Genomic DNA, 25,153 nt, shown 5'->3' with positions numbered 1-25,153 from the left:
CCGAGCCGAGCACCGACTCGCGACAGGTGCCGGTGTCCGCGACGGGCCTTACGCTGAACCGCATGACCGCACTCGACGACGACCTCGGCGGCGTCCCGGGCGGAGTCGCCCCCGCCGCATCGGCCCCCGAACCGCCGTCTTCGCCCCCGCCCCCGCCTCCGGCGTCCCCGGCGGATGAGGGCGGGGTGCTCGGCCGTTCCTACCGGGCGCTGACCCTGGGCATCGTCACCGTCGTCCTCCTGATCGCCTTCGAGGCGACGGCCGTCGGCACGGCCATGCCCGTCGCGGCCGACCGGCTCGACGGGGTGGCGCTGTACGCGTTCGCCTTCTCCGCGTACTTCACCACCAGCCTGCTGGGCATGGTCGCCTCCGGCCAGTGGTGCGACCGCAGCGGGCCCCTGCCGCCGCTCGCCGCCGGCATCGGGTCCTTCGCGGTGGGACTGCTGCTGTCGGGCACGGCGACGGCCATGTGGGTGTTCATCCTCGGGCGCGCGGTGCAGGGCGTCGGCGGCGGGCTGGTGATCGTCGCGCTGTACGTCACCGTCAGCCGCGCCTATCCGGGACACCTCCAGCCCACGGTGATGGCCGCCTTCGCCGCGTCCTGGGTGGTCCCGTCCGTCGTGGGCCCGCTGATCTCCGGGACGGTCACCGAACAGTTCGGCTGGCGCTGGGTGTTCCTCGGCATCCCCGCCCTGGTCGCCCTGCCGGTCGCGGTCATGTTCCCGGCGCTGCGGCGCGCGGCCTCCGGCCCGCCGCCCGGCGAGGTGCGGCCCGTGGACCGGCGGCGGATGAAGCTGGCGGTGGGGGTGGCGCTGGGCGCCGGACTCCTCCAGTACGCCGGGCAGGACCTGCGCTGGCTCTCGCTCGTCCCGGCGGTGATCGGCACCGCCCTGATGGTCCCGGCCGCGCTCGGGCTGCTGCCGCGCGGCACGTTCCGCGCGGCGCGCGGGCTGCCGACGGTGGTGCTGATGCGCGGTATCGCGGCCGGCTCGTTCATCGTCGCCGAGAGTTTCATCCCGCTGATGCTCGTCACCCAGCGCGGGTTGTCGGTGACCATGGCCGGGCTCTCGCTCGCGGCCGGCGGCGCGACCTGGGCGCTGGGTTCCTTCGTCCAGTCCCGTCCGGCCATGGAGCCGCACCGCGAGCGGTTGGTGCGGATCGGCATGGTGGTGGTGACGCTCGGGATCGCGGCCACCCCGCTGGTGCTGCTGGAGACGGTGCCGGTGTGGATGGCGGTCGTCGCGCAGGCGTCGGCCTGCTTCGGCATGGGCGTGGTGATCTCCTCCACGAGCGTGCTGCTGCTGAAGCTGTCGAAGCCGGAGGAGGCGGGGGCCAACTCCGCCGCCCTCCAGCTCAGCGACGGCCTGTCCAACATCGTGCTGCTCGCCGGCTGCGGCGCGATCTTCGCCGCCCTGGGCGGCGGCTCGGTCAGCGTGAGCCACGAGGCGGGGGAGGCCGCGGCCGCCACCTCCCACCCGGCGGCGTTCCTGGCCGTCTACCTCCCGTCGGCGGCGGTCGCCCTGGTGGGCGTCCTCGCGGCGGGACGGCTGCGCCCGGAGGAGCCGGCCGCGAAGTGAGTCGGTACCGCTGTGGGGCCATGGATGGTTCCGTCCTGGTGTGGCCATGAACTTGCGCATGCCCGAGGAACTTCAGGCGGCACTCAAACAGCGCGCCGAGGGGGAGGGGCGCAGCATGCGCGCCATGGTGATCCAGGCCGTCGAGTGGTACCTGGTGGAGGAGGCGGACAGGGCGACCGTCCGCAAGCCGGGGGCCAAGTACGCGTCCAAGCATGCGGACCTGCTGCGAAGGCCGGGGGAGTAGTGGAGGAAGTGCCCCTCATCGCGAGTGCTCTGCGGGCTCTGCACGCCGATCTGTGACCTTGATCGCACCCCGCCCCGCGCTCCGGGGCGTCCCCCGGATGGCGGGGTGGCGGTCCCGATAGGCTGACGCGGTCCCATCGCCGACCCAGCACGACGGAGACCGTGTCCACCACCACCACGTCCCACCACCTCTCGCCGGCCTTCCCCGGCCGTGCCCCCTGGGGCACGGCGGGCAAGCTGCGCGCCTGGCAGCAGGCCGCGATGGACCTCTACCTGGAGAAGCAGCCGCGCGACTTCCTCGCCGTGGCGACCCCGGGCGCGGGAAAGACGACCTTCGCGCTGACGCTGGCCTCCTGGCTGCTGCACCACCACGTCGTCCAGCAGGTGACCGTCGTCGCGCCGACCGAGCACCTGAAGAAGCAGTGGGCCGAGGCCGCGGCGAGAGTGGGCATCAGACTGGACCCCGAGTACAGCGCGGGTCCCCTCGGGCGGGAGTACCACGGGGTCGCGGTGACCTACGCGGGCGTGGGCGTGCGCCCGATGCTGCACCGCAACCGCTGCGAGCAGCGCAAGACGCTGGTCATCCTGGACGAGATCCACCACGCCGGCGACACCAAGTCCTGGGGCGAGGCGTGCTTCGAGGCGTTCGAGCCCGCCACCCGCCGACTGGCCCTGACCGGCACCCCGTTCCGCTCCGACACCAACCCGATCCCGTTCGTCACCTACGCCGAGGACGCCGAGGGAATCCGCCGCTCGGTGGCGGACTACACCTACGGCTACGGCAAGGCACTGGCCGACGGCGTCGTGCGGCCGGTGATCTTCCTCTCCTACAGCGGCAACATGCGGTGGCGCAGCAAGGCCGGCGACGAGCTGGAGGCCAAGCTCGGCGAGCCGATGACCAAGGACGCCATCTCCCAGGCGTGGCGCACCGCCCTCGACCCGCGCGGCGACTGGATGCCCAGCGTGCTGCGCGCGGCCGACACCCGGCTGACGGAGGTCCGCAAGTCGATCCCGGACGCCGGCGGGCTGGTCATCGCCAGCGACCAGGACTCGGCGCGGGCCTACGCCAAGCTGCTCCGCGAGATCACCGGCACCAAGCCGACCGTCGTGCTCTCCGACGACACCGGCGCCTCCAAACGGATCGAGGAGTTCAGCGCGTCCGACGACCGCTGGATGGTGGCGGTGCGGATGGTCTCCGAGGGCGTGGACGTGCCGCGCCTGGCGGTCGGGGTGTACGCCACGACGATCTCCACGCCGCTGTTCTTCGCCCAGGCCGTCGGCCGCTTCGTCCGCTCCAGACGGCGCGGCGAGACCGCGTCCGTCTTCCTGCCCACCATCCCCATGCTGCTGGGGTTCGCCCACGAGATGGAGGTCGAGCGCGACCACGTCCTGGACAAGCCCAAGAAGGGCGGGGAGGACGAGGACCCGTACGCGGAGGAGGCCGACCTCCTGAAGGAGGCCGAGCAGCAGAAGGACGAGGACACCGGGGAGCAGGACCAACTCCCCTTCGAGGCGCTGGAGTCCGAGGCGGTCTTCGACCGGGTGATGTACGACGGCGCCGAGTTCGGCATGCAGGCCCACCCCGGCAGCCAGGAGGAGCAGGACTACCTGGGCATCCCCGGACTGCTGGAGCCCGACCAGGTGCAACTGCTGCTCCAGAAGCGGCAGGCGCGGCAGATCGCGCACAGCCGCCGCAAGCCGGACAGCGAGGCCGACCTGTTGGAGACGCCCGCCGAGAGGCGTCCGGTGGTCACGCACAAGGAGATGCTGGAGATGCGCCGGCAGCTCAACTCGCTCGTCGGCGCGTACGCCCACCAGAGCGGCAAGCCGCACGGCGTGATCCACACCGAGCTGCGCCGGGTCTGCGGTGGCCCGCCCACGGCGCAGGCCACGGCCGGCCAGTTGCAGCAGCGGATCGCCAAGGTGCGGGAGTGGGCGACGCGGATGCGGTGAGCGGCCGCCCGCCGTCCCCCCTCACGGCGCGGACCCGGCGGCACGGTGGAACACGGGAGAGGCGCGTGTTCCACCGTGCCGGCACACCCACACGCCGAGCGGCGTCACCCGGATGGACCGGACCGCTGTGACCTGCTGGTGTACGCAATGCGGATAAACCAGTGCAGCGATGACCGGATTCTGGACAGAGTCTTTCGAAGGCGTGTTGACGGTCGCTAAGTTTCCCGACACGCACACGCTCCGTGGCATCCCCGCACCGGAGCGCGGCCGGTGCGACCCGCCAGACCAATCGGCGGTCTTTCCGGGAGCAACCAGGCACTCGTGTCCGTCGACGGGACCGACGGGACACACCCGAGGAGGGGGCGTCGTGACCGCGGAGACTTCTCAGACGCTCGACAGAGGGCTGCGCGTCCTCAAGCTGCTCGCCGACACCGATCACGGGCTGACCGTCACCGAACTGTCCAACAAGCTCGGGGTCAACCGCACGGTCGTCTACCGACTGCTCGCCACCCTGGAGCAGCACTCCCTCGTCCGTCGGGACCTGGGGGGCCGCGCCCGCGTCGGACTCGGCGTGCTGCGGCTGGGCCGGCAGGTGCACCCGCTCGTGCGGGAGGCGGCCCTGCCCGCGCTGCGGGCGCTGGCCGAGGACGTCGGCGCCACCGCCCACCTGACCCTGGTGGACGGCAACGAGGCCCTGGCCGTCGCCGTCGTCGAACCGAGCTGGACCGACTACCACGTCGCCTACCGCACCGGTTTCCGTCACCCCCTGGACAGGGGGGCCGCCGGCCGCGCGATCCTCGCCGGCCGCCGCCCGGAGGAGGGGCTGACCGACGGCTACGTCCTCACCCACGGCGAACTGGAGGCGGGCGCCTGCGGCGCCGCCGCCCCGCTGCTCGGGGTGAACGGCATCGAGGGCAGCGTCGGTGTGGTGATGCTCTCGGAGTCGGTGCCCCGGAAGGTGGGGCCCAGGGTCGTCCAGGCGGCACAGGAGGTGGCCGACTTCCTGCGGTGACCACCCGTGTGCCGGACGGCGCGCGACCCGGACGGCCGGGCGCCGCCGCCGCGTCCGTCGCCGCGGTGAACTAGATTCACTCCCATGCCAGCTCCGACCCCTCGCGCACGGACCCTCGCGGCCTGCGGGACGCTCGTCACCGCGCTGCTCGCGGTCGCCGCCCTCGCCCCGTTGCCGTTCTCGGTCGCCCAGCCCGGTGTCACCGCGAACGTCCTGGGCGAGTACAAGGGCAGGCCGGTCATCACCGTCACCGGGGGAGCCGACTCCAAGGGCGGTGACTCCAAGGGCGGCGACGCCAGGAGCGGCGACGGCGCCTCCGAGGGCGCGCTGCTGGCGACCACGATCGCGGCGACCGCCCCGGAGACGACCGTGCGCCTGGGCGACGTGCTGGGCGGTTGGTTCGACACCGACCGCGCGGTGATGCCGCGCGACGCGGTCTACCCGGTCGGCGACGACCCGGAGGAGATCGAGCGGCACACCACCGCCCAGATGGAGGAGTCGCAGGACGTGGCCGTCACCGCCGCGCTGCGCGAACTGGGCCTGTCCGAGGACGACGTGGAAGTGAACCTGCGGCTGGCGGACGTCGGAGGCCCCAGCGCCGGACTGCTCTTCGCCCTCGGCATCGTCGACAAGCTCGACGGCGACGACCTCACCGGCGGCCGGAGGATCGCCGGCACCGGGACCATCGACGCGGACGGGAAGGTCGGCCCGGTCGGTGGCGTCCCGCTGAAGACCCAGGCCGCCAAGCGCGACGGCGCCACCGTCTTCCTGGTCCCGGAGGCGGAGTGCGAGGCGGCCCGGGCCGAACTCCCCGAGGGGCTGCGCCTGGTCCCCGTCGCCACCCTGGACGGCGCCCTGGACGCGCTCGAGGCGCTGCGGGAGGGCGGACGGGTGCCGAGCTGCCGGCCCTGACCGGGGTGCGCGCGGCGTCCGCGCGGGCGGCGCACGACGGGACCCCGCGGCGACGGTGTGCGGAGCCGGTGTGGAGATCCGCGCCCGGTGGCCCCGGCTCAGGCGGACCGGACAGCCCCGAGCCCCGAGCCCCGGGGCCGGCGGTCAGAACAGCTTCCCCGGATTGAGCAGGCCCAGCGGATCGAGGACCTGCTTGATGCCGCGCTGCACCTCCATGGCCACCGGACCCAGCTCGCGGGCCATCCACTCCTTCTTGAGCACGCCCACCCCGTGCTCGCCGGTGATCGTGCCGCCCAGCTCCAGACCGAGCGCCATGATCTCCTCGAACGACGACTGCGCCCGGCGCGCCTCCTGTGGGTCGCGCCCGTCGAAACAGACCACGGGGTGGGTGTTGCCGTCGCCCGCGTGGGCGCAGACCCCGATGGTCAGGTCGTTCTTCTCGGCGATGGCCTCGACGCCCTGGAGCATGTCGGCGAGCCGGCTGCGGGGGACGCACACGTCGTCGATCAGCATGGTGCCCCTGATCGCCTCCAGGGCGACCAGCGCCGACCGTCGCGCCTGGAGCAGCATCGCGGACTCGGCCTCGTCCTCGGCCGGGACGACCTCGCTCGCCCCGGCCGCCGAGCACAGGTCACCGACGGCGGCCAGGTCGGCCGCCGGGTCCGGGGTGTCGAAGGCGGCCAGCAGCAGCGCCTCGGTGCTCTCCGGCAGCCCCATCCTCGTCAGCTCGTTGACCGCGCGCAGCGTGGTGCGGTCCATCAGCTCCAGCAGCGCCGGCGTGTGCCCGGCGGCCATGATCCGGCACACCGCGTCGCCCGCGGCGGCGACCGAGGGGAACTCGGCGGCCAGCGCGAGTTGCCGGGGCGGACGTGGACGCAGGGCCAGGGTGGCGCCGACGACGACGCCCAGGGTGCCCTCGGAGCCGACGAACAGCCGGGTCAGGTCGTAGCCCGCCACCCCCTTGGCGGTCCGGCGCCCGGTGGACATCAGCCGCCCGTCGGCCAGCACCACGTCCAGGCCCAGGACGTACTCGGCGGTGACCCCGTACTTCACGCAGCACAGGCCGCCGGAGGCCGTGCCGATGTTGCCGCCGATGGTGCACTGCTCCCAACTGGAGGGGTCCGGCGGGTAGCACAGACCCGCCTCCGCGACGGCCCGGGAGAGGTCGGCGTTGACCACGCCCGGCTCGACGACCGCGATCCGGTCGACCGGGTCGACCTCCAGGACGCGGTCCATGCGCACCAGCGACAGCACGATGCACCCGTCGACGGCGTTGGCGCCGCCGGACAGTCCGGTGCGGGCGCCCTGGGGCACGACGGGCACCCGCAGCGCCGTCGCGGTGCGCATCACGTGCCGCACCTGCTCGACCGTGCGCGGCAGGACGACGACCGCCGGCGTGCCCGCCGGGCAGAAGCTCGCCATGTCGTGGGCGTAGGAGCCCGTCACGTCGGGGTCGGTGAGGACCGCGTCCTCGGGCAGACCGTCTCGCAGCCGTTCGATCAGCGCGTTCATGGCGTCAGCCTGGCACCGGCGCGCCGCCCCGGCAACGGGGCGGACGGCGCCGGGAACAGGCCGTGGCCCCGCCACCGGGGCGGCGGGGCCACGGTGGCGGGGCGGGCGGTCGAGGGGAGGTGGGTCAGAGGTTGCCGCGCTTGGCCTGCTCGCGCTCGATCGCCTCGAACAGGGCCTTGAAGTTGCCCTTGCCGAAGCCCATCGAGCCGTGGCGCTCGATCATCTCGAAGAACACCGTCGGCCGGTCCTGCACGGGCTTGGTGAAGATCTGCAGCAGGTAGCCGTCCTCGTCCCGGTCGGCGAGGATCTTCAGCTCGCGCAGCTCCTCGATCGGCACCCGGGTCTCGCCGACCCAGTCGCCGAGGGTGTCGTAGTAGGAGTCGGGGGTGTCCAGGAACTCCACACCGGCGGCGCGCATGGCCCGCACCGAGGCGACGATGTCGTTGGTGGCGAGCGCGATGTGCTGCACACCCGGACCGCCGTAGAACTCCAGGTACTCGTCGATCTGCGACTTCTTCTTGCCGATGGCGGGCTCGTTGAGCGGGAACTTCACCTTGCGCTTGCCGTCGGCGACGACCTTCGACATCAGCGCGGAGTACTCGGTGGCGATGTCGTCGCCGACGAACTCCTTCATGTTGGTGAAGCCCATGACCTTGTTGTAGAAGGCCACCCACTCGTCCATCTTCCCGAGCTCGACGTTGCCCACGCAGTGGTCGATGGCCTGGAAGAAGCGGTGGGCCGGGGGCTCGACGATCGGGGAGGCGGCGACGAAGCCGGGCAGGTAGGGGCCCTCGTAGCCGGAGCGCTCCACCAGGGTGTGGCGGGTCTGGCCGTAGGTGGCGATGGCGGCGAGCACCACTGTGCCGTGCTCGTCCTTCAGCTCGTGGGGCTCCTCCAGGCCGGTGGCGCCGTGGGCGAGGGCGTACTCGTAGGCGGCCCGGGCGTCCGGCACCTCGATGGCGAGGTCGATCACGCCGTCGCCGTGCGTTGCGACGTGCTCGGCCAGCCACCGCCCGCGGTCGGTGGTGGCCTTGACGACCGAGGTGAGGACGAAGCGGGCCGAACCGGACTCCAGGACGTAACCGGTGGTCTCCCGACTGCCGGTCTCGGGGCCGGAGTAGGCCACGAGCCGCATGCCGAAGGCCGTGGAGTAGTAGTGCGCCGCCTGCTTGGCGTTGCCCACGGCGAAGACGACCGCATCCATCCCCTTCACCGGGAAGGGATCGGCCTGCCGGGCGGTGCCGGGGGTGTGGTGGATGGTCTCAGTCATGGCGGCAGACTCCCGCTGAACCACAAGGTGCGCAATAGTTCATGCATCCACTGGGCAATGTGCCCGGCGAAGGCCCGATCACACCGGGCGATCTGTACAGGTTGACCATGGGGAGGCAGGGGCGTGGGCATCGACGAACTGGACGGCCGGTTGCTGGAACTCCTCGCCGGGGAACCCCGCATCGGGGTGCTGGAGGCGTCCCGCCGCCTCGGCGTGGCCCGGGGCACCGTGCAGGCGCGGCTGGACCGGCTCCGGAGCAGAGGGGTGATCCGCGGCTTCGGCCCCGACGTGGACCCGGCGGCCATCGGCTACCCGGTCACCGCCTTCGCCACACTGGAGATCAGACAGGGACAGGGCAACGACGTACGGGCCCACCTGGCATCCGTTCCCGAGGTGCTGGAACTGCACACCATCACCGGCCACGGCGACATGCTCTGCCGCCTGGTGGCCCGTTCCAACGCCGACCTCCAGCGGGTGATCGACAAGGTGGTGGGGTTCGAGGGCATCGTGCGGGCCTCGACGACCATCGTCATGGAGAACCCCGTACCGCTGCGGATCGTCCCGCTGGTGCGCCAGGCGGCCCGGGAAGCGGGCTGACGTCCCCTCGGCGTTCCCGGCACGTCGGATGCGTCCGCGCGCCCCCGTGCGACCTCGTCCGCCCCCACCCCTCCCTCACGTCCTTCCGGGCACGGTGGGGCCGGTCCTCCCGTCGCCGGATGGAGGGGCGGGCAGCGGTGCTCGGGGCGAGGAGTCGGCTCTCTCTGGTAGATAGTGGACCCAGCGTTTCCCCGGCCGCGTCGGCGGGCGGGGTGCGGCACACGCCAAGCAACGGCCGAGCAGATACGGGACCGGACACATGAGCGCCCCTCCGTCAGCATCCGCCCACGGCACCCCGGGTCCGGGCTACTACCCGGACCCGTCCATCCCGGGGTACATCCGCTACTGGAACGGCGCCGCGTGGGTACCCGGCACCAGCCGGCCCGCGCCCCCCGAGGGCGAGCCGATGCCCGCCGCGCCCCCCGGAGCGGCGATCGTCCCGACGCAGGCCGCCCCGCCCGCGCAGGCCGAGCCCACCGCTCCGGCCGCGCGGGAGGAGTCGGCGCGCGAGGAGACGGGCCCGGTCTTCCTGGACGAGGAGGACGGCTCCGGGGGTGATGGGGCCGCCGCCTCCTCGACGCCGTCCGGGGGCGGCGCGCTCCCGGAGGTGCGCGGACGCGGCGAGGTGGACATCCGCCCCGGCGACCGGGCGACCGCCCGGGTCGACCCGTCCCGCCCGCACGGGGGGCGGCCCGAGCCCGCCTCCGCCTGGCAGGCCGACGCCTCCCGCCAGTCCGGCTTCGACGGGGAGCGGGACGGCCGCGTCTCCTGGGGCACGCCCCCCGCGGGCGGCGCCCCGGCCCTGGGAGCGGGCCGCGCCCCGCACGCGCTGGAGCCCGGCTCCGACCCGCGCGGCGGCTGGAGGCGGGTGGAGACCGGGCCGACGGGCGGCGAGGAGGCCCCGCCCCACACGGAGGGCACCGTGCGGATGCGGCCCGTACGCCCGGAGGGCGCCGGCGCCCCGAACGCCGGACGACAGGACACCGTCGGGCTGCGCGGCCCCGTCGCCGCCCGGCCGACGCCCCCGGCCGCTCCCGCGCCCGCGCCGAGCGCCCCGATGCCCGCGCCCGCCGCCCCCATGCCCGCGCCGGCCGCGCCCGCGCCCGTGCAGCCTGCCGCTCCCGCGCCCGAACAGCCCTCCTGGACGCGGCAGGTGCAGGAACTGGCCCAACGCGCCCCCGCGCCCGCCCCGGCGCCCAACACTCCAACACCCAACATCCCCGCGCCCAACACCTCCGCACCGAACGCCTCCGCACCGAACGCCGCCGCGCCGAATCCGGCCTCCCCCGTGCCGGCGCGGCAGCCCGCGGGCGGGACACCGGGCGGCCCCGAGCGGGTCGTGCCCTGGAAGCCGCCCACCGTCGACCCCTTCCTCCAGGCCGCCCAGCGGCAGGCCCGCCCCGCCGGGCTCGGACGGCGGCTGGCGGCCCGACTCGTCGACGGGATCGTCGTCACGGCGGTGACCGGCGCGGTGGCCTTCCCGTTCGTCGGCCCGAGCGTCGACCACATCAGGGGGCGGATCGAGGAGGTCGAACAGGCCGGTGTGACCCGCCAGGTCTGGCTGATCGACGGCACCACCGGGGTCTACCTCGCGATCGTGCTCGCCGCCTTCCTCCTCCTCGGCCTCCTCTACGAGGTGCTGCCCACCGCCCGGTGGGGCCGCACGCTCGGCAAGAAGCTGTTCGGCCTGACGGTGCTCGACATCGAGGAGCAGGACACCCCGTCGTTCGGCGCCGCGCTGCGCCGCTGGCTGGTGTACGGCCCGCTGTCCCTGGTGGGGGTCGGGGTGGTGAACGCCTTCTGGTGCGTCGTCGACAAGCCGTGGCGGCAGTGCTGGCACGACAAGGCGGCGCGCACCTTCGTGGCGGGCGCCTCGGAGTGACCCGGCGCGGCCCGTCCGGCCCCGGCGGCCCGTCGCCCGAACGGCACACGTCGGATGCGCGGCGCGCGGCGGCGCGGTGCACTCGGGTCATGAGAACGCGACAGCCGCGCCGCGCTCCCCGCGGCGGTCGAAGGGCCGAGGGCGGCCGAAGAGGTCGCCGCGGCCGGGCGCGCGCCGGCCCCGAACCGGGGCCGCGGGCAAAGGAGTTGAGAGGGTCAGCGGCGCAACGAGGGCTGCGCGAGGCGCCGTTCGGCCTCGGCGCCCTCCGCGCCGCGCCGTCCGGGCACCCCTGCCGCCACCGGACGGGCACGGTGCGCCGCGCGTTTGGCGGGCACCGTGACCGCGACGGTCAGCCCGAGTGCGAGCGCCGCGCTCGCGACGACCACGATCCCGGCTCCCGAACGCGCCTGCGTCACGAGCAGCATCACGAGCGCCGAGAGGATGACGGTGGCCGAACCGTAGGCGAGCTGTGCGGGATTCGGACGCGGCATGACGGAATCCGTCCTCGGGTGTCGGGAGTCGGTGTCGCACGACGGTGGTCGCGATCCGTCGAACGACTCTACGATGCCGAATGCCCGTGCGGTGCGAGGGGTAAGCGTGACCTGACACACGGTCGCCACCAGGCCGATGCACAAGGGGCGCACGGAGTCATGCCGCGTCCCCGGCACCCGGCCCCCGCCGGCCCCAACTGTCCGGATTCCGCGACACGATGGTCGGGCACCGTACTTGCCTGGCGTGTTCAAATCAAGGTCTGTTTTTTCGGCCGCCACTCATGTCGAATGCCTCCACGCGTGTGCACACACGTGCCATGGCCATGCATGGGGAGGGCAATACCTAGTGAAGAGCCAACGGAGGACGATCAGATCCGCCGCACTGGCCACGACGGTCGCCGTCATCGGGGCGACCTTTCTGACCGCCGGCGCCGCCTACGCCCACGAGGGCACCGCGCCCGACGGCCGTGACCCGGCCGCGGCCCAGGTCAAGGGCAAGGGGCACAAGGGTGGCAAGGGCGGCCACGGTGAGCACGTGGCCCACGATCTGCCGGGCCCTCTCACCGAGAAGCAGCGCGCCCAGCGCCTCGCGGCCCTGGAGCGCCTGGCTTCGGGCGAGAAGCCCGTGACCAAGAACGGCTCCAAGGTCATGAAGCTCGACGACGAGAAGTACGTCGAGATGGAGCAGACCAAGACCGACAAGATCTTCACGATCCTGCTGGAGTTCGGCGACAAGATCGACCCGCGGTACGGCGGCACGCCCGGTCCGCTGCACAACCAGATAGCCGAGCCCGACCGGAAGAAGGACAACTCCACTTACTGGGAGGAGGACTTCAACCGCGAGCACTTCGAGGACATCTACTTCGGCGACGGCGAGAACTCGCTGAAGACGTACTACGAGACGCAGTCCTCCGGCAAGTACTCCGTGGACGGCACGGTCTCCGACTGGGTCAAGGTCGAGTACAACGAGGCCCGTTACGGCACCAACGCCTGTGGCGACAACGTCTGCAACACCGTCTGGGACGCCGTCCGCGACGGTGTGAACCAGTGGGTCGAGGACCAGAAGGCCGCCGGCCGCACCAACGAGGAGATCAAGGCCCAACTGGCCGAGTACGACCAGTGGGACCGTTACGACTTCGACGGTGACGGCGACTTCAACGAGTCCGACGGCTACATCGACCACTTCCAGTTCGTCCACGCCGGCGAGGACGAGTCGGCCGGCGGCGGCGCGCAGGGCGAGGACGCCATCTGGGCCCACCGCTGGTACGCCTACGGCACCGACTACGGCCGCACCGGTCCGGAGTTCAACAGGGCCGGCGGCACCGAGATCGGCGACACCGGCATCTGGGTCGGCGACTACACCGTGCAGCCCGAGAACGGCGGCCTGGGCGTCTTCGCCCACGAGTACGGCCACGACCTCGGCCTGCCGGACCTGTACGACACCTCCGGCGGCGAGAACTCCACCGGTTTCTGGACCCTGATGTCCTCCGGCTCCTGGCTGAGCAAGGGCAAGACCGCCATCGGCGACTCCGCGGGCGAGATGACCGCCTGGGACAAGCTGATGATGGGTTGGCTGGACTACGACACCGCCAAGGCCGCCACCCACTCCACCCACAAGCTGGGCGTTTCGGCGAAGCAGGGCAAGAACCCGCAGGCGCTGATCGTCGAGCTGCCCGAGAAGGAGGTCACGACCGCGATCGTGGACCCCGCCGCGGGCGACAAGCAGTGGTGGAGCGGCAGCGGTGACGACCTGCGCAACTCCCTGACCCGTACCGTCGACCTGACCGGTGTCTCCACCGCGTCGCTCGACCTCAAGGGCTGGTGGGAGATCGAGACCGGCTACGACTACCTCTACACCCAGGTCTCCACCGACGACGGCGCCACCTGGACCGCCCTGGACGGCACGCGGAACGGCGAGCCGATCGGCCGCGACGCCTCCGACACCCCCGCGCTGGACGGCGAGTCCGGCGGCTGGGTGGACCTGTCCTACGCGCTGGACGAGTACGTGGGCCAGGAGGTCCTGCTCCGCTTCCACTACCGCACCGACGGTGGTGTCGCCGAGAAGGGCTTCGCGGCGGACGAGATCACCATCACCGCCGACGGCGAGACGCTCCTCACCGACGGTGCCGAGGGTGACGACAACGGGTGGACCGCGAACGGCTTCTCCCGCATCGGGGGGTCGTTCACCAGCTCCTACCCGCAGTTCTACATCGCCGAGAACCGGCAGTACGTCTCCTACGACGAGACCCTGAAGGTCGGCCCGTACAACTTCGGCTGGCAGAACAGCCGCCCGGACTGGACCGAGCGCTACCCGTACCAGACCGGTCTGCTGATCTGGCTGTGGGACACCTCACAGTTGAACAACAACACCAGCGTCCACCCGGGCGAGGGCCTGATCCTGCCGATCGACGCCCACCCGAAGGCCGAGAAGTGGTCGGACGGCACGCTGATGCGCAACCGCATCCAGTCCTACGACTCCACCTTCAGTTGGTGGCCGACGAAGGGGATGACCCTTCACAAGAACGGCGAATCCGCCAAGGTCGGCTGGAAGCTGGGCAACCCGGTCTTCGACGACCGCAAGGGTACGTACTGGGACGCTTCCAACCCGACCGGCAGTGTGAAGGTGCCCGACACCAACACGCGCATCACGATCGTGAACCAGCCGCTGAACGGCAAGACGATCACCGTCAAGGTCGGACCCTCCGGCAAGAAGTGACACCACGTTTCCGCAGGTCACTGCGGTAAGACGGAGAAAGATCGGCCGTCGCCCCTGGCGGGCGGCGGCCGATCGTGTCAAGAATGCGTCGACGAGACCCTTTGCTGACGTGTTGTATAACGGGGGAGTGGTGAGCATGGCAGGTGGTGGCTGGACCCGGCTGCCGGACGGCAGCGTGGTGGTGGCGATCTCGCTGGCCGGGCCGGGGGCCGGCGGGCAGCGCGTCCGCTTCCTGGTCCACTCCGCCAACCGCGCCCGCGCCCTGACCCGGCTGCGGAACCTCGGCCTGCGCGCGGTCTACCTGCGCGGCAACGCCGAGCCGCCCACGCCCGACGAGATCAGCGCGGTGCTCCACCACCCCGACGGCCTGGTCTGGCGCCCGGCGACGCCCTGCGAGACCGGGGCCGACCCGTGGAGACCGGTGGGCGCCCTCCTCCGGCGGCCCGCCGTCGGATGACCGGGACGCCCCGATGACCGGGGCGCCCCGATGACCCGACGGCCGGATCGCCCCGCGCGGTCCCGCCCCGGCGGCCCCGGCGCACCGAGGCGCCGAGCCGCCCGGGCAGGCGTCCGGGGAGCGCCGAGGGGCCTCGGGGGCCCCTCTCAGGCCCCCGGGACCACCGGCTCGCCGGTCAGCTCCACCCCGGCCTCACGCAGCTCCCGGAGGGCCTTCTCGGTCGTCTCCGCCGCCACCCCGGCCGTCAGGCCCAGCAGCACCCGCGTGCGGAAACCCTCACGGACCGCGTCCAGGGCGGTCGCGCGGACGCAGTGGTCGGTGGCGATGCCGACCACGTCCACCTCCGCCACCTCGCGGGAGCGCAGCCACTCGGCCGGCGTGACGCCGTTCTCGTCCACCCCCTCGAAGCCGCTGTAGGCCGCCGCGTACGCGCCCTTGTCGAAGACCGCGTCGATCGCCCCGGAGGCGACGGCGGGGGCGAAGTTCGGGTGGAAGCTCGCGCCCTCGGTCCCGGCCACGCAGTGCGGGGGCCAGGAGCGGCGGAAGTCCGGGTGGTCGGAGAAGTGGTCGCCCGGGGCGACGTGGTGGTCACGGGTGGCGACGACGTGGTCGTAACCGGCGGTCGCCTGCCCGATCAGATCGGTGATGGCCGCGGCCACGTCGGAACCGCCCGCGACCGCGAGACTGCCGCCTTCGCAGAAGTCGTTCTGGACGTCTACGACGATCAGGGCCCGGTGCATGGTGCACACCTTTCGGCTGGAGTCGGATGGAGTGGTGGAACGGAGCAAATGGAACGGAGCAGTGGAAGCGGAACGGTGGGACGGAGTGGTGGGAACGAGGATGGATCCGTGGGGACGCCGGGGAGCCCGGTGGGGGCGGGCGGAACGTGTCCGACCTTAGACACTCGGCGCCCGCCACGGGAACGCCCGGGGGCCCGCGGGCGCGCCGGACGACCGCGGACCGTGCGGACGGTCCGTGCCCCTCCCCCACGGGGTACCCGGAGTCGCCCGGACACACCGCTCAGACGTACTCGGTCGGCAGGACCGGCTCGCCGCGCGAGAGCTGCGTCGCCGACAGCGGCAGCCCGTCACGGGCCCGGACGTGCCGTTCGCGGGCCACGTCCAGCCGTTCGCGGGCCACGATCTCGCCACCGCGGATCAGGTCCACCAGCAGCAGCCGGTCCCGCAGCTCCTCGGGCACCTCGCCGGTGCCGACGACCTCGGCCTCCGCCACGCCGCTCTCGTCCGGCCGCCGCGCGGCCCACTTGACGCCGGCGAGCGACATCTTCCCGCCCATGGACTTCTTGGCCACCGGCCGCAGCGGCGCGTCGGGGTCCTCGGAGTCCGCGCGGGCCACCAGCTTGTAGACCATCGACGCGGTCGGGTGGCCGCTGCCGGTGACGAGCTGGGTGCCCACCCCGTAGGCGTCCACCGGGGCGGCGGCGAGGGAGGCGATGGCGTACTCGTCCAGGTCGCTGGTCACGATGATCTTGGTGTCCCGCGCCCCCAGCTCGTCGAGCTGCTGCCGCACCCGGTGGGCGAGCAGCAGCAGGTCGCCGGAGTCGATGCGGACGGCGCCCAGCTCGGGCCCGGCCACCTCCACGGCGGCGCGCACGGCCTCGGCCACGTCGTAGGTGTCCACCAGGAGGGTGGTGTCGCGGCCCATGGACTTCACCTGCGCGGTGAAGGCGTCCCGCTCGGTGTCGTGCAGCAGCGTGAAGGCGTGGGCGCTGGTGCCGACGGTGGGGATGTCGTAGCGGTATCCGGCGGCCAGGTCGGAGGTGGAGGAGAAGCCGCCGACGTACGCGGCCCGCGCCGCGGCCACCGCCGACAGCTCGTGGGTGCGCCGGGCGCCCATCTCCAACAGCGGACGCCCCTGCGCGGCGACGGCCATCCGGGACGCGGCGGCGGCGACGGCGGAGTCGTGGTTGAGGATCGACAGGATGACGGTCTCCAACAGCACGCACTCGGCGAAGGTGCCCGTGACGCGCATGATCGGCGAACCGGGGAAGTACACCTCCCCCTCGGGGTAGCCCTTGATGTCGCCGCGGAAGCGGTAGTCGGCCAGCCAGGCGAGGGTGGGCTCGTCGACGACGCCCCGTTCGCGCAGGAACTCCAGGATCTCCGGCTCGAAGCGGAAGTTCTCCACCGCGTCCAGCACCCGTCCGGTGCCCGCCACCACGCCGTAGCGACGGCCCTCGGGCAGTCGGCGGGTGAAGACCTCGAAGACGGAGCGCCGGTTGGCGGTCCCGCCGCGCAACGCGGCCTGCACCATGGTGAGTTCGTAGTGGTCGGTGAAGAGCGCAGTCGACGGCACGGCGACCGGCAGGCCCAGGTCTGCTGTGTTCATACGATGGATGCTACCCCTAATCTCGTCAAACTGACGATATCTGTTCGAGGAGCGTGGCGACGCCCACGGCCGGCCCGTTTGCATGTCCACCCGGTACGGGTGGCAGCATGGAACCCGTGAGCGACGACACACGCCGGACACCGATGCCCCTCGTCGCGCCCGTGGCGCACCCCGCCGCGGGCCGCGCCGCCGGACGGGGCAGGGCGACCGGGGCCGCCCGCGGGGCCCTCGTGTCGGTCGCCCCCAGCGAACCCACCGAGATCACCCGCCCGGAGTCCGACGAGGCGCCCTGGGCGGTGTCCGAACCGGACGTCCCCTGGGTCACGGTCGTCCACAACGACCCGGTGAACCTGATGAGTTATGTGACCTACGTGTTCCAGACCTACTTCGGTTACCCCAAGGAGAAGGCCAGGAAGCTGATGCTGGACGTCCACCACAAGGGCCGCGCGGTCGTCTCCAGCGGCACCCGCGAGGAGATGGAGCGCGACGTCCAGGCCATGCACGGCTACGGCCTGTGGGCGACACTCCAGCAGGACCGCTGATGCCCGGACTCTTCGAACCCGCAGCCACCGTGCCCGGAGGGGCCGCCGTCGCGCTCGACGAGGTCGAGATCTCCATCCTGCGCAGCCTCGCCGTCCAACTGCTGGAACTGATCGGCCCCGGACCGGGCGGCGACGCGGCCGAGGCCGCGGAACGGGACCCGCTGGCCGCGCTGATGGCCGACGGCCCCAGCGAACCCCCCGCCGACCCGGCGCTGGCCCGCCTCTTCCCGGACGCCTACGGCGACCCCGGAGCCGAACCCGACGAGCAGGCACGGGCGGCCTCCGCGGAGTTCCGCCGCTACACCGAGAACGAACTGCGCGCCCGCAAGCGCGAGGACGGCCTCGCCCTGGTGCGTTCCCTGGACGCCCTCACCCCCGGCGGAGACGGGGGCGCGGTGCTCACCCTCACCCCCGAGCAGTCACGGCAGTGGCTCGGCGCGCTCAACGACCTGCGGCTGGCGATCGGCGCGCGCCTGGAGCTCGCCGACGACAAGGACGGCGACAAGCTGTACGACCTGCCGGACGGCGATCCGCGCAAGCCGATGGCGATGGCCTACCTGTGGTTGGGCGCCCTGCAGGAGTCGCTGGTGGAGACGCTGACGGCCTGAGCGGAGCACGCCGATCACGTTCCGTGGCCGGCCGGCGTTCGATTATCGGAGTCGCGCGTTCTTTCCTCGGAGAAAGCATCCGGTTTGTTCGCGTATCGAGCCCCGTGATGTGACCGTAATATGAGCGTGTGATGTGGGTCACACCCTGCTGATGGCGCAGCGTGGTAGGAACACCCAACCCGATTTTCCGTCAGGAGGGCGACCCCCTCGGAAACTCGGGCGGAATCGTGCTCGGCCTTCTGGACAACCAACCCCCCCCCACCCCGTCCACCGCATCACCGGCGACCACCGTCGCCGCATGCCCCCGCAGCCGCACCCGCCAGAGGTACCCCATGGCAGACACCGCAACCTCTTGGACCGACTCGGTGGAAGAAGCCGTAAACGGCGTCTTCGAACCGGTGGCGGAATTCCTGGGCGACATCGTCTTCCACACCGTCGACGTCCTCGGAACGGAATTCCCCCTCATCGTGGGCTGGCTGGTCGTAGCCGGCGCCATCTTCACCGCCTACTTCGGATTCGCCCAGGTCAGACACTTCAGACTGGCCCTGCGCCTGGTCCGCGGAAAGTACGAGCAGAAGAACGCACCCGGCGAGGTCAGCCACTTCCAGGCCCTCACCTCCGCCGTCTCCGGCACGGTCGGCCTCGGCAACATCGCCGGCGTGGCCATCGCGATCTCCATCGGCGGCCCCGGAGCCACCTTCTGGATGATCCTGTGCGGCTTCCTCGGCATGGCCACCAAGTTCGTCGAGTGCACCCTCGGCGTGAAGTACCGCGAAATCCACGCCGACGGCACCGTCTCCGGCGGCCCGATGCTCTACCTGCGCAAAGGCCTGGCGGAACGCGGCCTGGCGGGCCTGGGCAAGGTCCTCGCCGTCCTGTCCGCCGTGATGCTGCTGTTCTTCACCTTCTTCGGCGGCAACCTCTTCCAGGTCAACCAGAGCCTGGAACAGCTCCAGTCCGTCACCGGCAAGGAGAACAGCTTCTTCAGCACCTCCGGCGGCGCACTCCTCTTCGGCGTCCTGATCGCCGTCCTGGTCTCCTTGGTCCTCATCGGCGGCATGCGCTCCATCGGCGCCGTCACCAGCCGACTGGTGCCGTCCATGGCGATCCTCTACGTCACCGCCTGCCTCCTCGTCATCGGCTTCAACATCGACGCGGTGCCGGACGCCATCGTCACCATCTTCACCGAGGCGTTCGCCCCCGAAGGCGTGGCCGGCGGCCTCCTCGGCGCCCTGATCCAGGGCTTCCGGCGAGCCACCTTCTCCAACGAGGCCGGCATCGGCTCCGCCCCCATCGCCCACTCCGCGGTGAAGACCAAGCGCCCCGCCACCGAAGGCGTCGTCGCGATGCTCGAACCCTTCATCGACACCGTCGTCATCTGCACCATGACCGCCCTGACCATCGTCATCGCGGGCGGCCCCCTCTACCAGCAGACCCGCGACGCGGCCATGACGGGCGAGGCGATCGACACCAGCACCAGCGCCGGCATCTCCATCACCTCCGACGCCTTCGACACCGCGCTGCCCTGGTTCCCCTACCTGCTGACGATCGCGGTGATCCTGTTCGCCTTCTCCACGGTCATCACCTGGGGCTACTACGGCCTCAAGTGCTGGGGCTTCCTCTTCGGCCACAACAGGACCACGGACCTCATCTACAAGATCGTCTTCTGCACCGTCATCATCAGCGGCGCCCTGCTCTCCCTGGGCGTCCTGGTCGACCTGGCGGACGCGGCCCTCTTCCTGGCGGCACTGTTCAACATCATCGGCCTGTACCTGCTGGCCCCCGTCGTCAAGAAGGAACTGCGGAAGGTCCTGGAGTACACCCGCCGCCGGGACGCCGGCGAAACCGAGGAGCAGATCGAAGCCGACGAGGCCGACCCCACCGGAGAGGCCACCTCACTCGCCAAGTGACCCCCACCCACCGGCGAGGAGACCCACACCGCACCACCGGGGCCCCGCCCGTACCGCACACCGGTACGGGCGGGGCCCCGCCCACCCGGCCTGCCTATGCTGTCGCTCATGCTGACCATCACCCAAGAGCTGCACGACAAGATCGTCGCGCACGCTCGACAGGACCACCCCGACGAGGCGTGCGGCGTCGTCGCGGGCCCGGCCGGCAGCGGCCGGCCCGAACGCTTCATCCCCATGCTGAACGCCGCCCGCTCCCCGACGTTCTACGAATTCGACTCCGGCGACCTCCTCAAGCTCTACCGCGAGATGGACGACCGCGACGAGGAACCCGTCGTCATCTACCACTCGCACACGGCCACCGAGGCCTACCCCTCGCGCACCGACATCGACCTCGCGAGCGAGCCCGGCGCCCACTACGTGCTGGTCTCCACCGCCGAGTGCGGCAACGACGAAGGCCCCTTCTCCTTCCGCTCCTTCCGCATCGTCGACGGCGAGGTCACGGAGGAAGAAGTCAGGATCGTCCCCGCCTACGACGACTGACACCAGCCGGTGAAAACCGCGCGGGACAACAGGTGAGACGGCACGGTCCGCATCGTGACACGCCCATCCGAGTCCCGGACGGGGAATCGTTACGATGAGCCCATGGTTAACCACGATGTGAGCGAAAACTCCTCGGGCAACGCCCCGGGCGCGCTGCTCGTGGCACGCCTACACGTGGACCTGTGCCGCCTCACCAGCGCCGCCTGTCGGCGCCGCGACCGCGCCCACCACTGACCGGGCGCCCCCGCGCGGCCCCACCGGCCGCACCCGCGCACGTCCGCACGGCACACACTTTCCAAAACCCCGCCACTCCCACAGGAGCACACCCATGGCCATCGAGGTCCGCATCCCGACCATCCTCCGCACCCACACCGACGGCCAGAAGGTCGTCGAGGGCAACGGCGGCACCCTCGCCGAACTCATCGAGGACCTGGAGACCCGCCACAACGGCATCCGGGAAAGGCTGGTCGAGGGCGGCGAACTGCGCCGCTTCGTCAACGTCTACCTCAACGACGAAGACGTCCGCTTCCTCGACGGCATCTCCACCAAGCTCAGCGACGGCGACAGCGTCACCATCCTCCCCGCCGTGGCCGGCGGAGCGACCGAGACGGCGGTCGGACAGCGGAAGGGCATGCGCTGATGCGCTACGACTCGCCGATCGCCGCGGTGGGCAACACCCCCCTGGTACTCCTACCGCGGCTCTCCCCCTCCGAAGACGTCCGCATCTGGGCCAAACTGGAGGACCGCAACCCCACCGGCTCGATCAAGGACCGCCCGGCCCTCCACATGATCGAGCAAGCGGAGAAGGACGGCCGACTCACCCCCGGCCGCACCATCCTCGAACCCACCTCCGGCAACACCGGCATCTCGCTGGCCATGGCGGCCAAACTCAAGGGCTACCGCATGGTGTGCGTCATGCCGGAGAACACCAGCGAGGAACGCCGCCAACTGCTGGCCATGTGGGGCGCCGAGATCATCTCCTCCCCGGCCGCCGGCGGCTCCAACACCGCCGTGCGCGTCGCCAAGGAACTGGCCGCCGAGCACCCCGACTGGGTCATGCTCTACCAGTACGGCAACCCCGACAACGCCGGCGCCCACTACAGCGGCACCGGCCCCGAGATCTACGCCGACCTCCCCTCCATCACCCACTTCGTCGCCGGCCTCGGCACCACCGGCACCCTGATGGGCGCCGGCCGCTACCTGCGCGAAAAGGTCCCCGACATCCAGATCGTCGCCGCCGAACCACGCTACGACGACCTCGTCTACGGCCTCCGCAACCTCGACGAAGGCTTCGTGCCCGAACTGTACGACGAGACCGTCCTCACCACCCGCTACTCCGTCGGCTCCGAGGACGCCGTCACCCGCACCCGCGAACTCCTCGCCCAAGAAGGCATCTTCGCGGGCGTCTCCACCGGAGCGGCCCTCCACGCCGCCATCGGCGTCGGCCGCAAGGCCATGAAAGCGGGCGAAACCGCCGACATCGTCTTCATCGTCGCCGACGGCGGCTGGAAATACCTCTCCACCGGCATCTACACCGCACCCTCCACCGAAGCCGCCGTCGAAGCACTCCAAGGCCAGCTCTGGGCATAGCTCCGAGCACGACGCCCCCGGCCCCACGGACGACACCCCCCACGCGACACCCGCGCGACACCCCACACAGGACCGCGCACCCCGAGCGACCGCGCCACCCCCGCACGGCGCACCCGCCCCACCGCCACGCTCCCCGCCGCCCCCGCGCGGCCGGGAGCGGCGGCGCGCCCCCACCCACCGACACCCGGAACACCCCACCCACGGCACCACCCTCCACGGCCCGCACACCCCCGGAACGACCAGCCACAACACCCCGGACACGGCACCGTCCACACCCACGCGGCCCTACCCCGCCCTGGTGATTCCGCCCACAACGGAGCCCGACGGAGGAGCCGCCGGCCCCCACGCGTCTTACGCTCAGGTAACCCCTCTTCCCGGGCCACGGAGGTTCCTTCCCCATGAAGCTCACCGTCGTCGGCTGCTCGGGATCGTTCCCGTCCGCGGAATCGGCCTGCTCGAGCTACCTCGTCGAGGCCGACGGCTACCGGCTCCTGATCGACATGGGAAACGGTGCCCTCGGCGAACTGCAACGCCACTGCGGCCTCTACGACCTCGACGCCATCCTCCTCAGCCACCTCCACGCCGACCACTGCATCGACATGTGCGCGTACTTCGTGGCTCGGTACTACCGCTTCGAGGGAGGACGCTGCGAGGCCATCCCCGTCCACGGCCCCAAAGGCACCGAACAGCGACTGACCGCCGCCTACGCCGACACCCCGTCCGACACCTCCATGAGCGAGGTGTTCGACTTCCACGACCTGGCCCCCGCGAGCACCTTCCGCCTCGGACCGCTGACCATCCACGCCGACCTCGTCCGGCACCCGGTGGAAGCCTACGGATTCCGCGTCGAACACAAGGGCAAGACCATCGCCTACTCCGGCGACACCGGCCCCACCGAAGCCCTCACCGGCCTGGCCCGCCACGCCGACCTCTTCCTCTGCGAAGCCTCCTTCACCCACGGCAAGGAAGACCTCCCCGAACTCCACCTCAACGGACGAGAAGCCGGAGAGTTCGCCGAGAAAGCCGGAGCGAAACGCCTGATCCTCACCCACATCCCGCCGTGGACCGACCCCCACGTCAACCTCCGCGACGCCCGGACCGCCTTCAAAGGCCCGATCGAACTGGCCCGCCCCGGAGCCGTGTACGAACTCTGAAACGGGTAACCGGACACACGACGGCCGCCCACGGAAACCCACGCCCCGCGGGCGGCCGTCGCACGTCCTCCCACACCACACCCCCTACGCCCGGTACTGAGCCTTCTCCAGCTCCTCCGCCTCCTCCCGCGACTCCCGACCCGGCGTCGGCAGATCGAACCTGACGATCGCGAACCGGAAGACGGCGTAGTACACCACCGCGAAACACAACCCCAACACCACCAACAACCAGGGCCTGGTCGCGATCCCCAGATTCAACAGAAAATCGATCGCACCGGCCGAGAAACCGAAACCGTCCCGCGCCCCCAACGCCCAACTCAACGCCATCGACACACCCGTCAACAACGCATGGACCGCGTACAACACCGGCGCGACGAACATGAACGTGAACTCGATCGGCTCGGTCACACCGGTGACAAAGGCGGTGAGCGCCACGGAGAGCATCATCCCGCCCACCACCTTCCGACGCTCCGGCCGAGCACAGTGGTAGATCGCCAGACAAGCCGCCGGAAGCGCGAACATCATGATCGGAAAGAAACCGGTCATGAACTGCCCCGCCGTCGGATCCCCGTGCAGAAACCGGGCGATGTCACCCTGATACCGCACCCCGTCGTCCTCGTAGGAACCGGCCTGAAACCACGGGAACGAATTCAGCAAGTGGTGCATGCCGACCGGGATCAACGCACGGTTCGCCACCCCGAAAATCCCCGCGCCCACCGCCCCGGACCCCACCAACCACTCGCCGAAACCGTGAATCCCGGCCCCCAGCACCGGCCAGGCATACCCGAAGACGACCCCCAGACCCAACCCCGCGAACGACGACAGAATCGGCACCAACCGGCGCCCCCCGAAGAACCCCAACCAGTCCGGCAGCTTCTTCCGGTGGTACCGCTGATACAACAGGGCCACCACGAGCCCCATGACCACACCACCCAGGACCCCCGCGTCCGCGGGCCGCGGCACACCCTCCTCCGGCGGCAGATTGGGATCCACGAACGTGGCCATCACCTGCCGGAAGACCAAATAACCCACCACGGCCGCCAACCCCGTCGACCCATCGGCCCGCTTGGCGAACCCCACCGCGATACCGACGGCGAACAGCAGCGGCAGATTGTCCAACAACGCCCCGCCACCCGCCGCCAGAAACTCGGCCACCCGATTGGCCACGGACGGAAAACCCTCCCGGCCGAGCATGTCCTGCTGCCCCAAACGGACCATCAGAGCCGCCGCGGGCAACGTGGCGATCGGCAGCATCAGACTCCGCCCGATGCGCTGAGCCACCGCCATCGCCTTCGAACCGCGGCCCGAACCGCCACTTCCACTGTCGGTGGACATCGGAACATCGGCCGTGGACATCAGCTTCCTCCTGTGGAGCCATGGAACGGTGGGGCCGCGCGAACCACCCGTCGGAACGGTTCGAACCCGTCTGGACGCCCTCTCGCGAGATGGGCATACCGTAGGTTAATGTGCCATTCCGGTCGGACAGGGGAAGCCGTCGCCGAGACGGCACACGAGACATCGCACGAACAGCAGCGGCGACCAGGAAAACGGAGGAGCGAAGATGACCGACAAAGCGGAGAACATCGTCGCCGGACTCGGAGGCATCGACAACATCATCGAAATCGAAGGCTGCATCACCCGCCTCCGCACCGAAGTCGAAGACCCCTCCCTCATCGACGAAACCGCCCTCAAAGCCGCCGGCGCCCACGGCGTCGTCAAAATGGGAACCGCCATCCAGGTCGTCATCGGCACCGACGCCGACCCCATCGCCGCCGAAATCGAAGACATGATGTGAACCCCCACACCACAACCCCCCACCCCCACACCCACCCCCACAC

The 25,153-nt window shown here is 71.2% G+C and carries 24 protein-coding genes; 18 read left to right on the top strand and 6 right to left on the bottom strand.

The features are described 5' to 3' along the window. Positions 1 to 62 precede the first annotated feature (62 nt). From IF47_RS0122300 to IF47_RS0122280, 5 genes are all read left to right on the top strand, one after another. Positions 63 to 1,577: an MFS transporter gene (locus IF47_RS0122300; RefSeq protein WP_031510706.1), complete on the top strand. Its 1,515-nt coding sequence runs from the start codon at positions 63 to 65 to the stop codon at positions 1,575 to 1,577. 58 nt (positions 1,578 to 1,635) lie between these two features. Continuing rightward, positions 1,636 to 1,821: an Arc family DNA-binding protein gene (locus IF47_RS0122295; protein ID WP_245641191.1), complete on the top strand. Its 186-nt coding sequence runs from the start codon at positions 1,636 to 1,638 to the stop codon at positions 1,819 to 1,821. Positions 1,822 to 1,982: 161 nt separating this feature from the next. Further along, the gene (locus tag IF47_RS0122290; RefSeq protein ID WP_031510704.1) at positions 1,983 to 3,773 is read left to right on the top strand and encodes a DEAD/DEAH box helicase; all 1,791 of its coding nucleotides are present in this window, start codon (positions 1,983 to 1,985) and stop codon (positions 3,771 to 3,773) included. Between the two features lie 367 nt (positions 3,774 to 4,140). After that, complete coding sequence (locus tag IF47_RS0122285; RefSeq protein WP_031510703.1) at positions 4,141 to 4,785, top strand: IclR family transcriptional regulator; 645 nt, start codon at positions 4,141 to 4,143, stop codon at positions 4,783 to 4,785. 84 nt (positions 4,786 to 4,869) lie between these two features. Then, positions 4,870 to 5,697 carry a S16 family serine protease gene (locus IF47_RS0122280; RefSeq protein ID WP_031510702.1) on the top strand — a complete coding sequence of 276 codons (828 nt, stop codon included), beginning with the start codon at positions 4,870 to 4,872 and terminating at the stop codon, positions 5,695 to 5,697. 144 nt (positions 5,698 to 5,841) lie between these two features. Here IF47_RS0122280 and IF47_RS0122275 read toward each other — a convergent pair whose 3' ends face one another. Together IF47_RS0122275 and hppD are read right to left on the bottom strand one after the other, a co-directional pair. Then, positions 5,842 to 7,209 carry an FAD-binding oxidoreductase gene (locus IF47_RS0122275; RefSeq protein ID WP_031510701.1) on the bottom strand — a complete coding sequence of 456 codons (1,368 nt, stop codon included), beginning with the start codon at positions 7,207 to 7,209 and terminating at the stop codon, positions 5,842 to 5,844. Between the two features lie 124 nt (positions 7,210 to 7,333). Further along, on the bottom strand, positions 7,334 to 8,479 hold the full coding sequence (gene hppD, locus IF47_RS0122270) for a 4-hydroxyphenylpyruvate dioxygenase (protein ID WP_031510699.1): 1,146 nt from the start codon (positions 8,477 to 8,479) through the stop codon (positions 7,334 to 7,336). Between the two features lie 123 nt (positions 8,480 to 8,602). On the opposite strand from hppD, the gene IF47_RS0122265 reads away from it, so the two are divergent. Both IF47_RS0122265 and IF47_RS0122260 read left to right on the top strand, forming a co-directional pair. Continuing rightward, on the top strand, positions 8,603 to 9,076 hold the full coding sequence (locus IF47_RS0122265; RefSeq protein ID WP_031510698.1) for an Lrp/AsnC family transcriptional regulator: 474 nt from the start codon (positions 8,603 to 8,605) through the stop codon (positions 9,074 to 9,076). 259 nt (positions 9,077 to 9,335) lie between these two features. Further along, entirely contained in the window at positions 9,336 to 10,958 is a 1,623-nt protein-coding gene (locus IF47_RS0122260) for an RDD family protein (RefSeq protein WP_031510697.1), read from the top strand. Positions 10,959 to 11,173: 215 nt separating this feature from the next. On the opposite strand, the gene IF47_RS0122255 is transcribed toward IF47_RS0122260, so the two are convergent. Then, on the bottom strand, positions 11,174 to 11,449 hold the full coding sequence (locus IF47_RS0122255; protein ID WP_031510696.1) for a hypothetical protein: 276 nt from the start codon (positions 11,447 to 11,449) through the stop codon (positions 11,174 to 11,176). Positions 11,450 to 11,795: 346 nt separating this feature from the next. On the opposite strand from IF47_RS0122255, the gene IF47_RS0122250 reads away from it, so the two are divergent. Together IF47_RS0122250 and IF47_RS0122245 are read left to right on the top strand one after the other, a co-directional pair. Continuing rightward, positions 11,796 to 14,165, top strand: coding sequence for an immune inhibitor A domain-containing protein (locus IF47_RS0122250; protein ID WP_031510694.1), 2,370 nt, complete (start codon positions 11,796 to 11,798; stop codon positions 14,163 to 14,165). A 136-nt stretch (positions 14,166 to 14,301) separates the two neighbouring features. Further along, positions 14,302 to 14,622, top strand: coding sequence for a hypothetical protein (locus tag IF47_RS0122245; RefSeq protein ID WP_031510693.1), 321 nt, complete (start codon positions 14,302 to 14,304; stop codon positions 14,620 to 14,622). 146 nt (positions 14,623 to 14,768) lie between these two features. Here IF47_RS0122245 and IF47_RS0122240 read toward each other — a convergent pair whose 3' ends face one another. Further along, positions 14,769 to 15,362, bottom strand: a complete 594-nt coding sequence (locus IF47_RS0122240) for an isochorismatase family protein (RefSeq protein ID WP_031510692.1) — start codon at positions 15,360 to 15,362, stop codon at positions 14,769 to 14,771. Positions 15,363 to 15,642: 280 nt separating this feature from the next. Further along, entirely contained in the window at positions 15,643 to 16,971 is a 1,329-nt protein-coding gene (locus tag IF47_RS0122235; RefSeq protein WP_031510691.1) for a nicotinate phosphoribosyltransferase, read from the bottom strand. Between the two features lie 230 nt (positions 16,972 to 17,201). Here IF47_RS0122235 and clpS point away from each other — a divergent pair, with 230 nt between their 5' ends. The 8 genes from clpS (at position 17,202) to IF47_RS0122200 (ending at position 23,315) form a co-directional block, all read left to right on the top strand. After that, entirely contained in the window at positions 17,202 to 17,513 is a 312-nt protein-coding gene (gene clpS, locus IF47_RS0122230) for an ATP-dependent Clp protease adapter ClpS (RefSeq protein ID WP_031510690.1), read from the top strand. Further along, positions 17,513 to 18,121 carry a DUF2017 domain-containing protein gene (locus tag IF47_RS0122225; protein WP_031510688.1) on the top strand — a complete coding sequence of 203 codons (609 nt, stop codon included), beginning with the start codon at positions 17,513 to 17,515 and terminating at the stop codon, positions 18,119 to 18,121. Before clpS ends, IF47_RS0122225 begins: the two co-directional genes overlap by 1 nt. A 332-nt stretch (positions 18,122 to 18,453) precedes the next feature. Beyond that, positions 18,454 to 20,031: an alanine/glycine:cation symporter family protein gene (locus IF47_RS0122220; RefSeq protein WP_031510687.1), complete on the top strand. Its 1,578-nt coding sequence runs from the start codon at positions 18,454 to 18,456 to the stop codon at positions 20,029 to 20,031. A gap of 108 nt (positions 20,032 to 20,139) precedes the next feature. Beyond that, a complete protein-coding gene (locus IF47_RS0122215) occupies positions 20,140 to 20,571 on the top strand; it encodes a M67 family metallopeptidase (protein ID WP_031510686.1) in 432 nt (143 codons plus the stop codon). A gap of 102 nt (positions 20,572 to 20,673) precedes the next feature. Beyond that, complete coding sequence (locus IF47_RS31655) at positions 20,674 to 20,805, top strand: putative leader peptide (protein WP_342667284.1); 132 nt, start codon at positions 20,674 to 20,676, stop codon at positions 20,803 to 20,805. 94 nt (positions 20,806 to 20,899) lie between these two features. Then, positions 20,900 to 21,211, top strand: coding sequence for a MoaD/ThiS family protein (locus IF47_RS0122210; protein WP_031510685.1), 312 nt, complete (start codon positions 20,900 to 20,902; stop codon positions 21,209 to 21,211). Further along, on the top strand, positions 21,211 to 22,161 hold the full coding sequence (locus IF47_RS0122205; RefSeq protein WP_031510684.1) for a PLP-dependent cysteine synthase family protein: 951 nt from the start codon (positions 21,211 to 21,213) through the stop codon (positions 22,159 to 22,161). The genes IF47_RS0122210 and IF47_RS0122205 overlap by 1 nt, the downstream gene beginning before the upstream one ends. Positions 22,162 to 22,559: 398 nt before the next feature. Further along, entirely contained in the window at positions 22,560 to 23,315 is a 756-nt protein-coding gene (locus IF47_RS0122200) for an MBL fold metallo-hydrolase (RefSeq protein ID WP_031510683.1), read from the top strand. Between the two features lie 84 nt (positions 23,316 to 23,399). On the opposite strand, the gene IF47_RS0122195 is transcribed toward IF47_RS0122200, so the two are convergent. Next, positions 23,400 to 24,650 (bottom strand): PTS transporter subunit EIIC, encoded by a 1,251-nt coding sequence (locus tag IF47_RS0122195; protein WP_106982627.1) that lies wholly within the window; start codon positions 24,648 to 24,650, stop codon positions 23,400 to 23,402. A 226-nt stretch (positions 24,651 to 24,876) separates the two neighbouring features. Between IF47_RS0122195 and IF47_RS0122190 the strand changes: the two genes are divergently transcribed. Then, complete coding sequence (locus IF47_RS0122190) at positions 24,877 to 25,110, top strand: PTS sugar transporter subunit IIB (protein WP_031510681.1); 234 nt, start codon at positions 24,877 to 24,879, stop codon at positions 25,108 to 25,110. Positions 25,111 to 25,153 lie beyond the last annotated feature (43 nt).

Origin of the sequence: Streptomyces megasporus (genome assembly GCF_000718985.1) — a bacterium.
Lineage (GTDB): Bacteria > Actinomycetota > Actinomycetes > Streptomycetales > Streptomycetaceae > Streptomyces > Streptomyces megasporus.
Note: the sequence above shows the minus strand (reverse complement) of the source record. Positions and strands in the feature narration are given on the sequence as shown.

What these genes read in the sequence shown, in the direction of transcription:
- IF47_RS0122225 (WP_031510688.1), top strand. Translation starts at nt 17,513, where the DNA reads ATGCCCGGACTCTTCGAACCCGCAGCCACCGTGCCCGGAGGGGCCGCC.
- IF47_RS31655 (WP_342667284.1), top strand. Translation starts at nt 20,674, where the DNA reads ATGGTTAACCACGATGTGAGCGAAAACTCCTCGGGCAACGCCCCGGGC.
- IF47_RS0122245 (WP_031510693.1), top strand. Translation starts at nt 14,302, where the DNA reads ATGGCAGGTGGTGGCTGGACCCGGCTGCCGGACGGCAGCGTGGTGGTG.
- IF47_RS0122260 (WP_031510697.1), top strand. Translation starts at nt 9,336, where the DNA reads ATGAGCGCCCCTCCGTCAGCATCCGCCCACGGCACCCCGGGTCCGGGC.
- IF47_RS0122210 (WP_031510685.1), top strand. Translation starts at nt 20,900, where the DNA reads ATGGCCATCGAGGTCCGCATCCCGACCATCCTCCGCACCCACACCGAC.
- IF47_RS0122200 (WP_031510683.1), top strand. Translation starts at nt 22,560, where the DNA reads ATGAAGCTCACCGTCGTCGGCTGCTCGGGATCGTTCCCGTCCGCGGAA.
- IF47_RS0122300 (WP_031510706.1), top strand. Translation starts at nt 63, where the DNA reads ATGACCGCACTCGACGACGACCTCGGCGGCGTCCCGGGCGGAGTCGCC.
- IF47_RS0122190 (WP_031510681.1), top strand. Translation starts at nt 24,877, where the DNA reads ATGACCGACAAAGCGGAGAACATCGTCGCCGGACTCGGAGGCATCGAC.
- IF47_RS0122255 (WP_031510696.1), bottom strand. Translation starts at nt 11,449, where the DNA reads ATGCCGCGTCCGAATCCCGCACAGCTCGCCTACGGTTCGGCCACCGTC.
- hppD (WP_031510699.1), bottom strand. Translation starts at nt 8,479, where the DNA reads ATGACTGAGACCATCCACCACACCCCCGGCACCGCCCGGCAGGCCGAT.
- IF47_RS0122215 (WP_031510686.1), top strand. Translation starts at nt 20,140, where the DNA reads ATGCTGACCATCACCCAAGAGCTGCACGACAAGATCGTCGCGCACGCT.
- IF47_RS0122195 (WP_106982627.1), bottom strand. Translation starts at nt 24,650, where the DNA reads ATGTCCACCGACAGTGGAAGTGGCGGTTCGGGCCGCGGTTCGAAGGCG.
- IF47_RS0122240 (WP_031510692.1), bottom strand. Translation starts at nt 15,362, where the DNA reads ATGCACCGGGCCCTGATCGTCGTAGACGTCCAGAACGACTTCTGCGAA.
- IF47_RS0122295 (WP_245641191.1), top strand. Translation starts at nt 1,636, where the DNA reads ATGCCCGAGGAACTTCAGGCGGCACTCAAACAGCGCGCCGAGGGGGAG.
- IF47_RS0122220 (WP_031510687.1), top strand. Translation starts at nt 18,454, where the DNA reads ATGGCAGACACCGCAACCTCTTGGACCGACTCGGTGGAAGAAGCCGTA.
- IF47_RS0122280 (WP_031510702.1), top strand. Translation starts at nt 4,870, where the DNA reads ATGCCAGCTCCGACCCCTCGCGCACGGACCCTCGCGGCCTGCGGGACG.
- IF47_RS0122205 (WP_031510684.1), top strand. Translation starts at nt 21,211, where the DNA reads ATGCGCTACGACTCGCCGATCGCCGCGGTGGGCAACACCCCCCTGGTA.
- IF47_RS0122235 (WP_031510691.1), bottom strand. Translation starts at nt 16,971, where the DNA reads ATGAACACAGCAGACCTGGGCCTGCCGGTCGCCGTGCCGTCGACTGCG.
- IF47_RS0122275 (WP_031510701.1), bottom strand. Translation starts at nt 7,209, where the DNA reads ATGAACGCGCTGATCGAACGGCTGCGAGACGGTCTGCCCGAGGACGCG.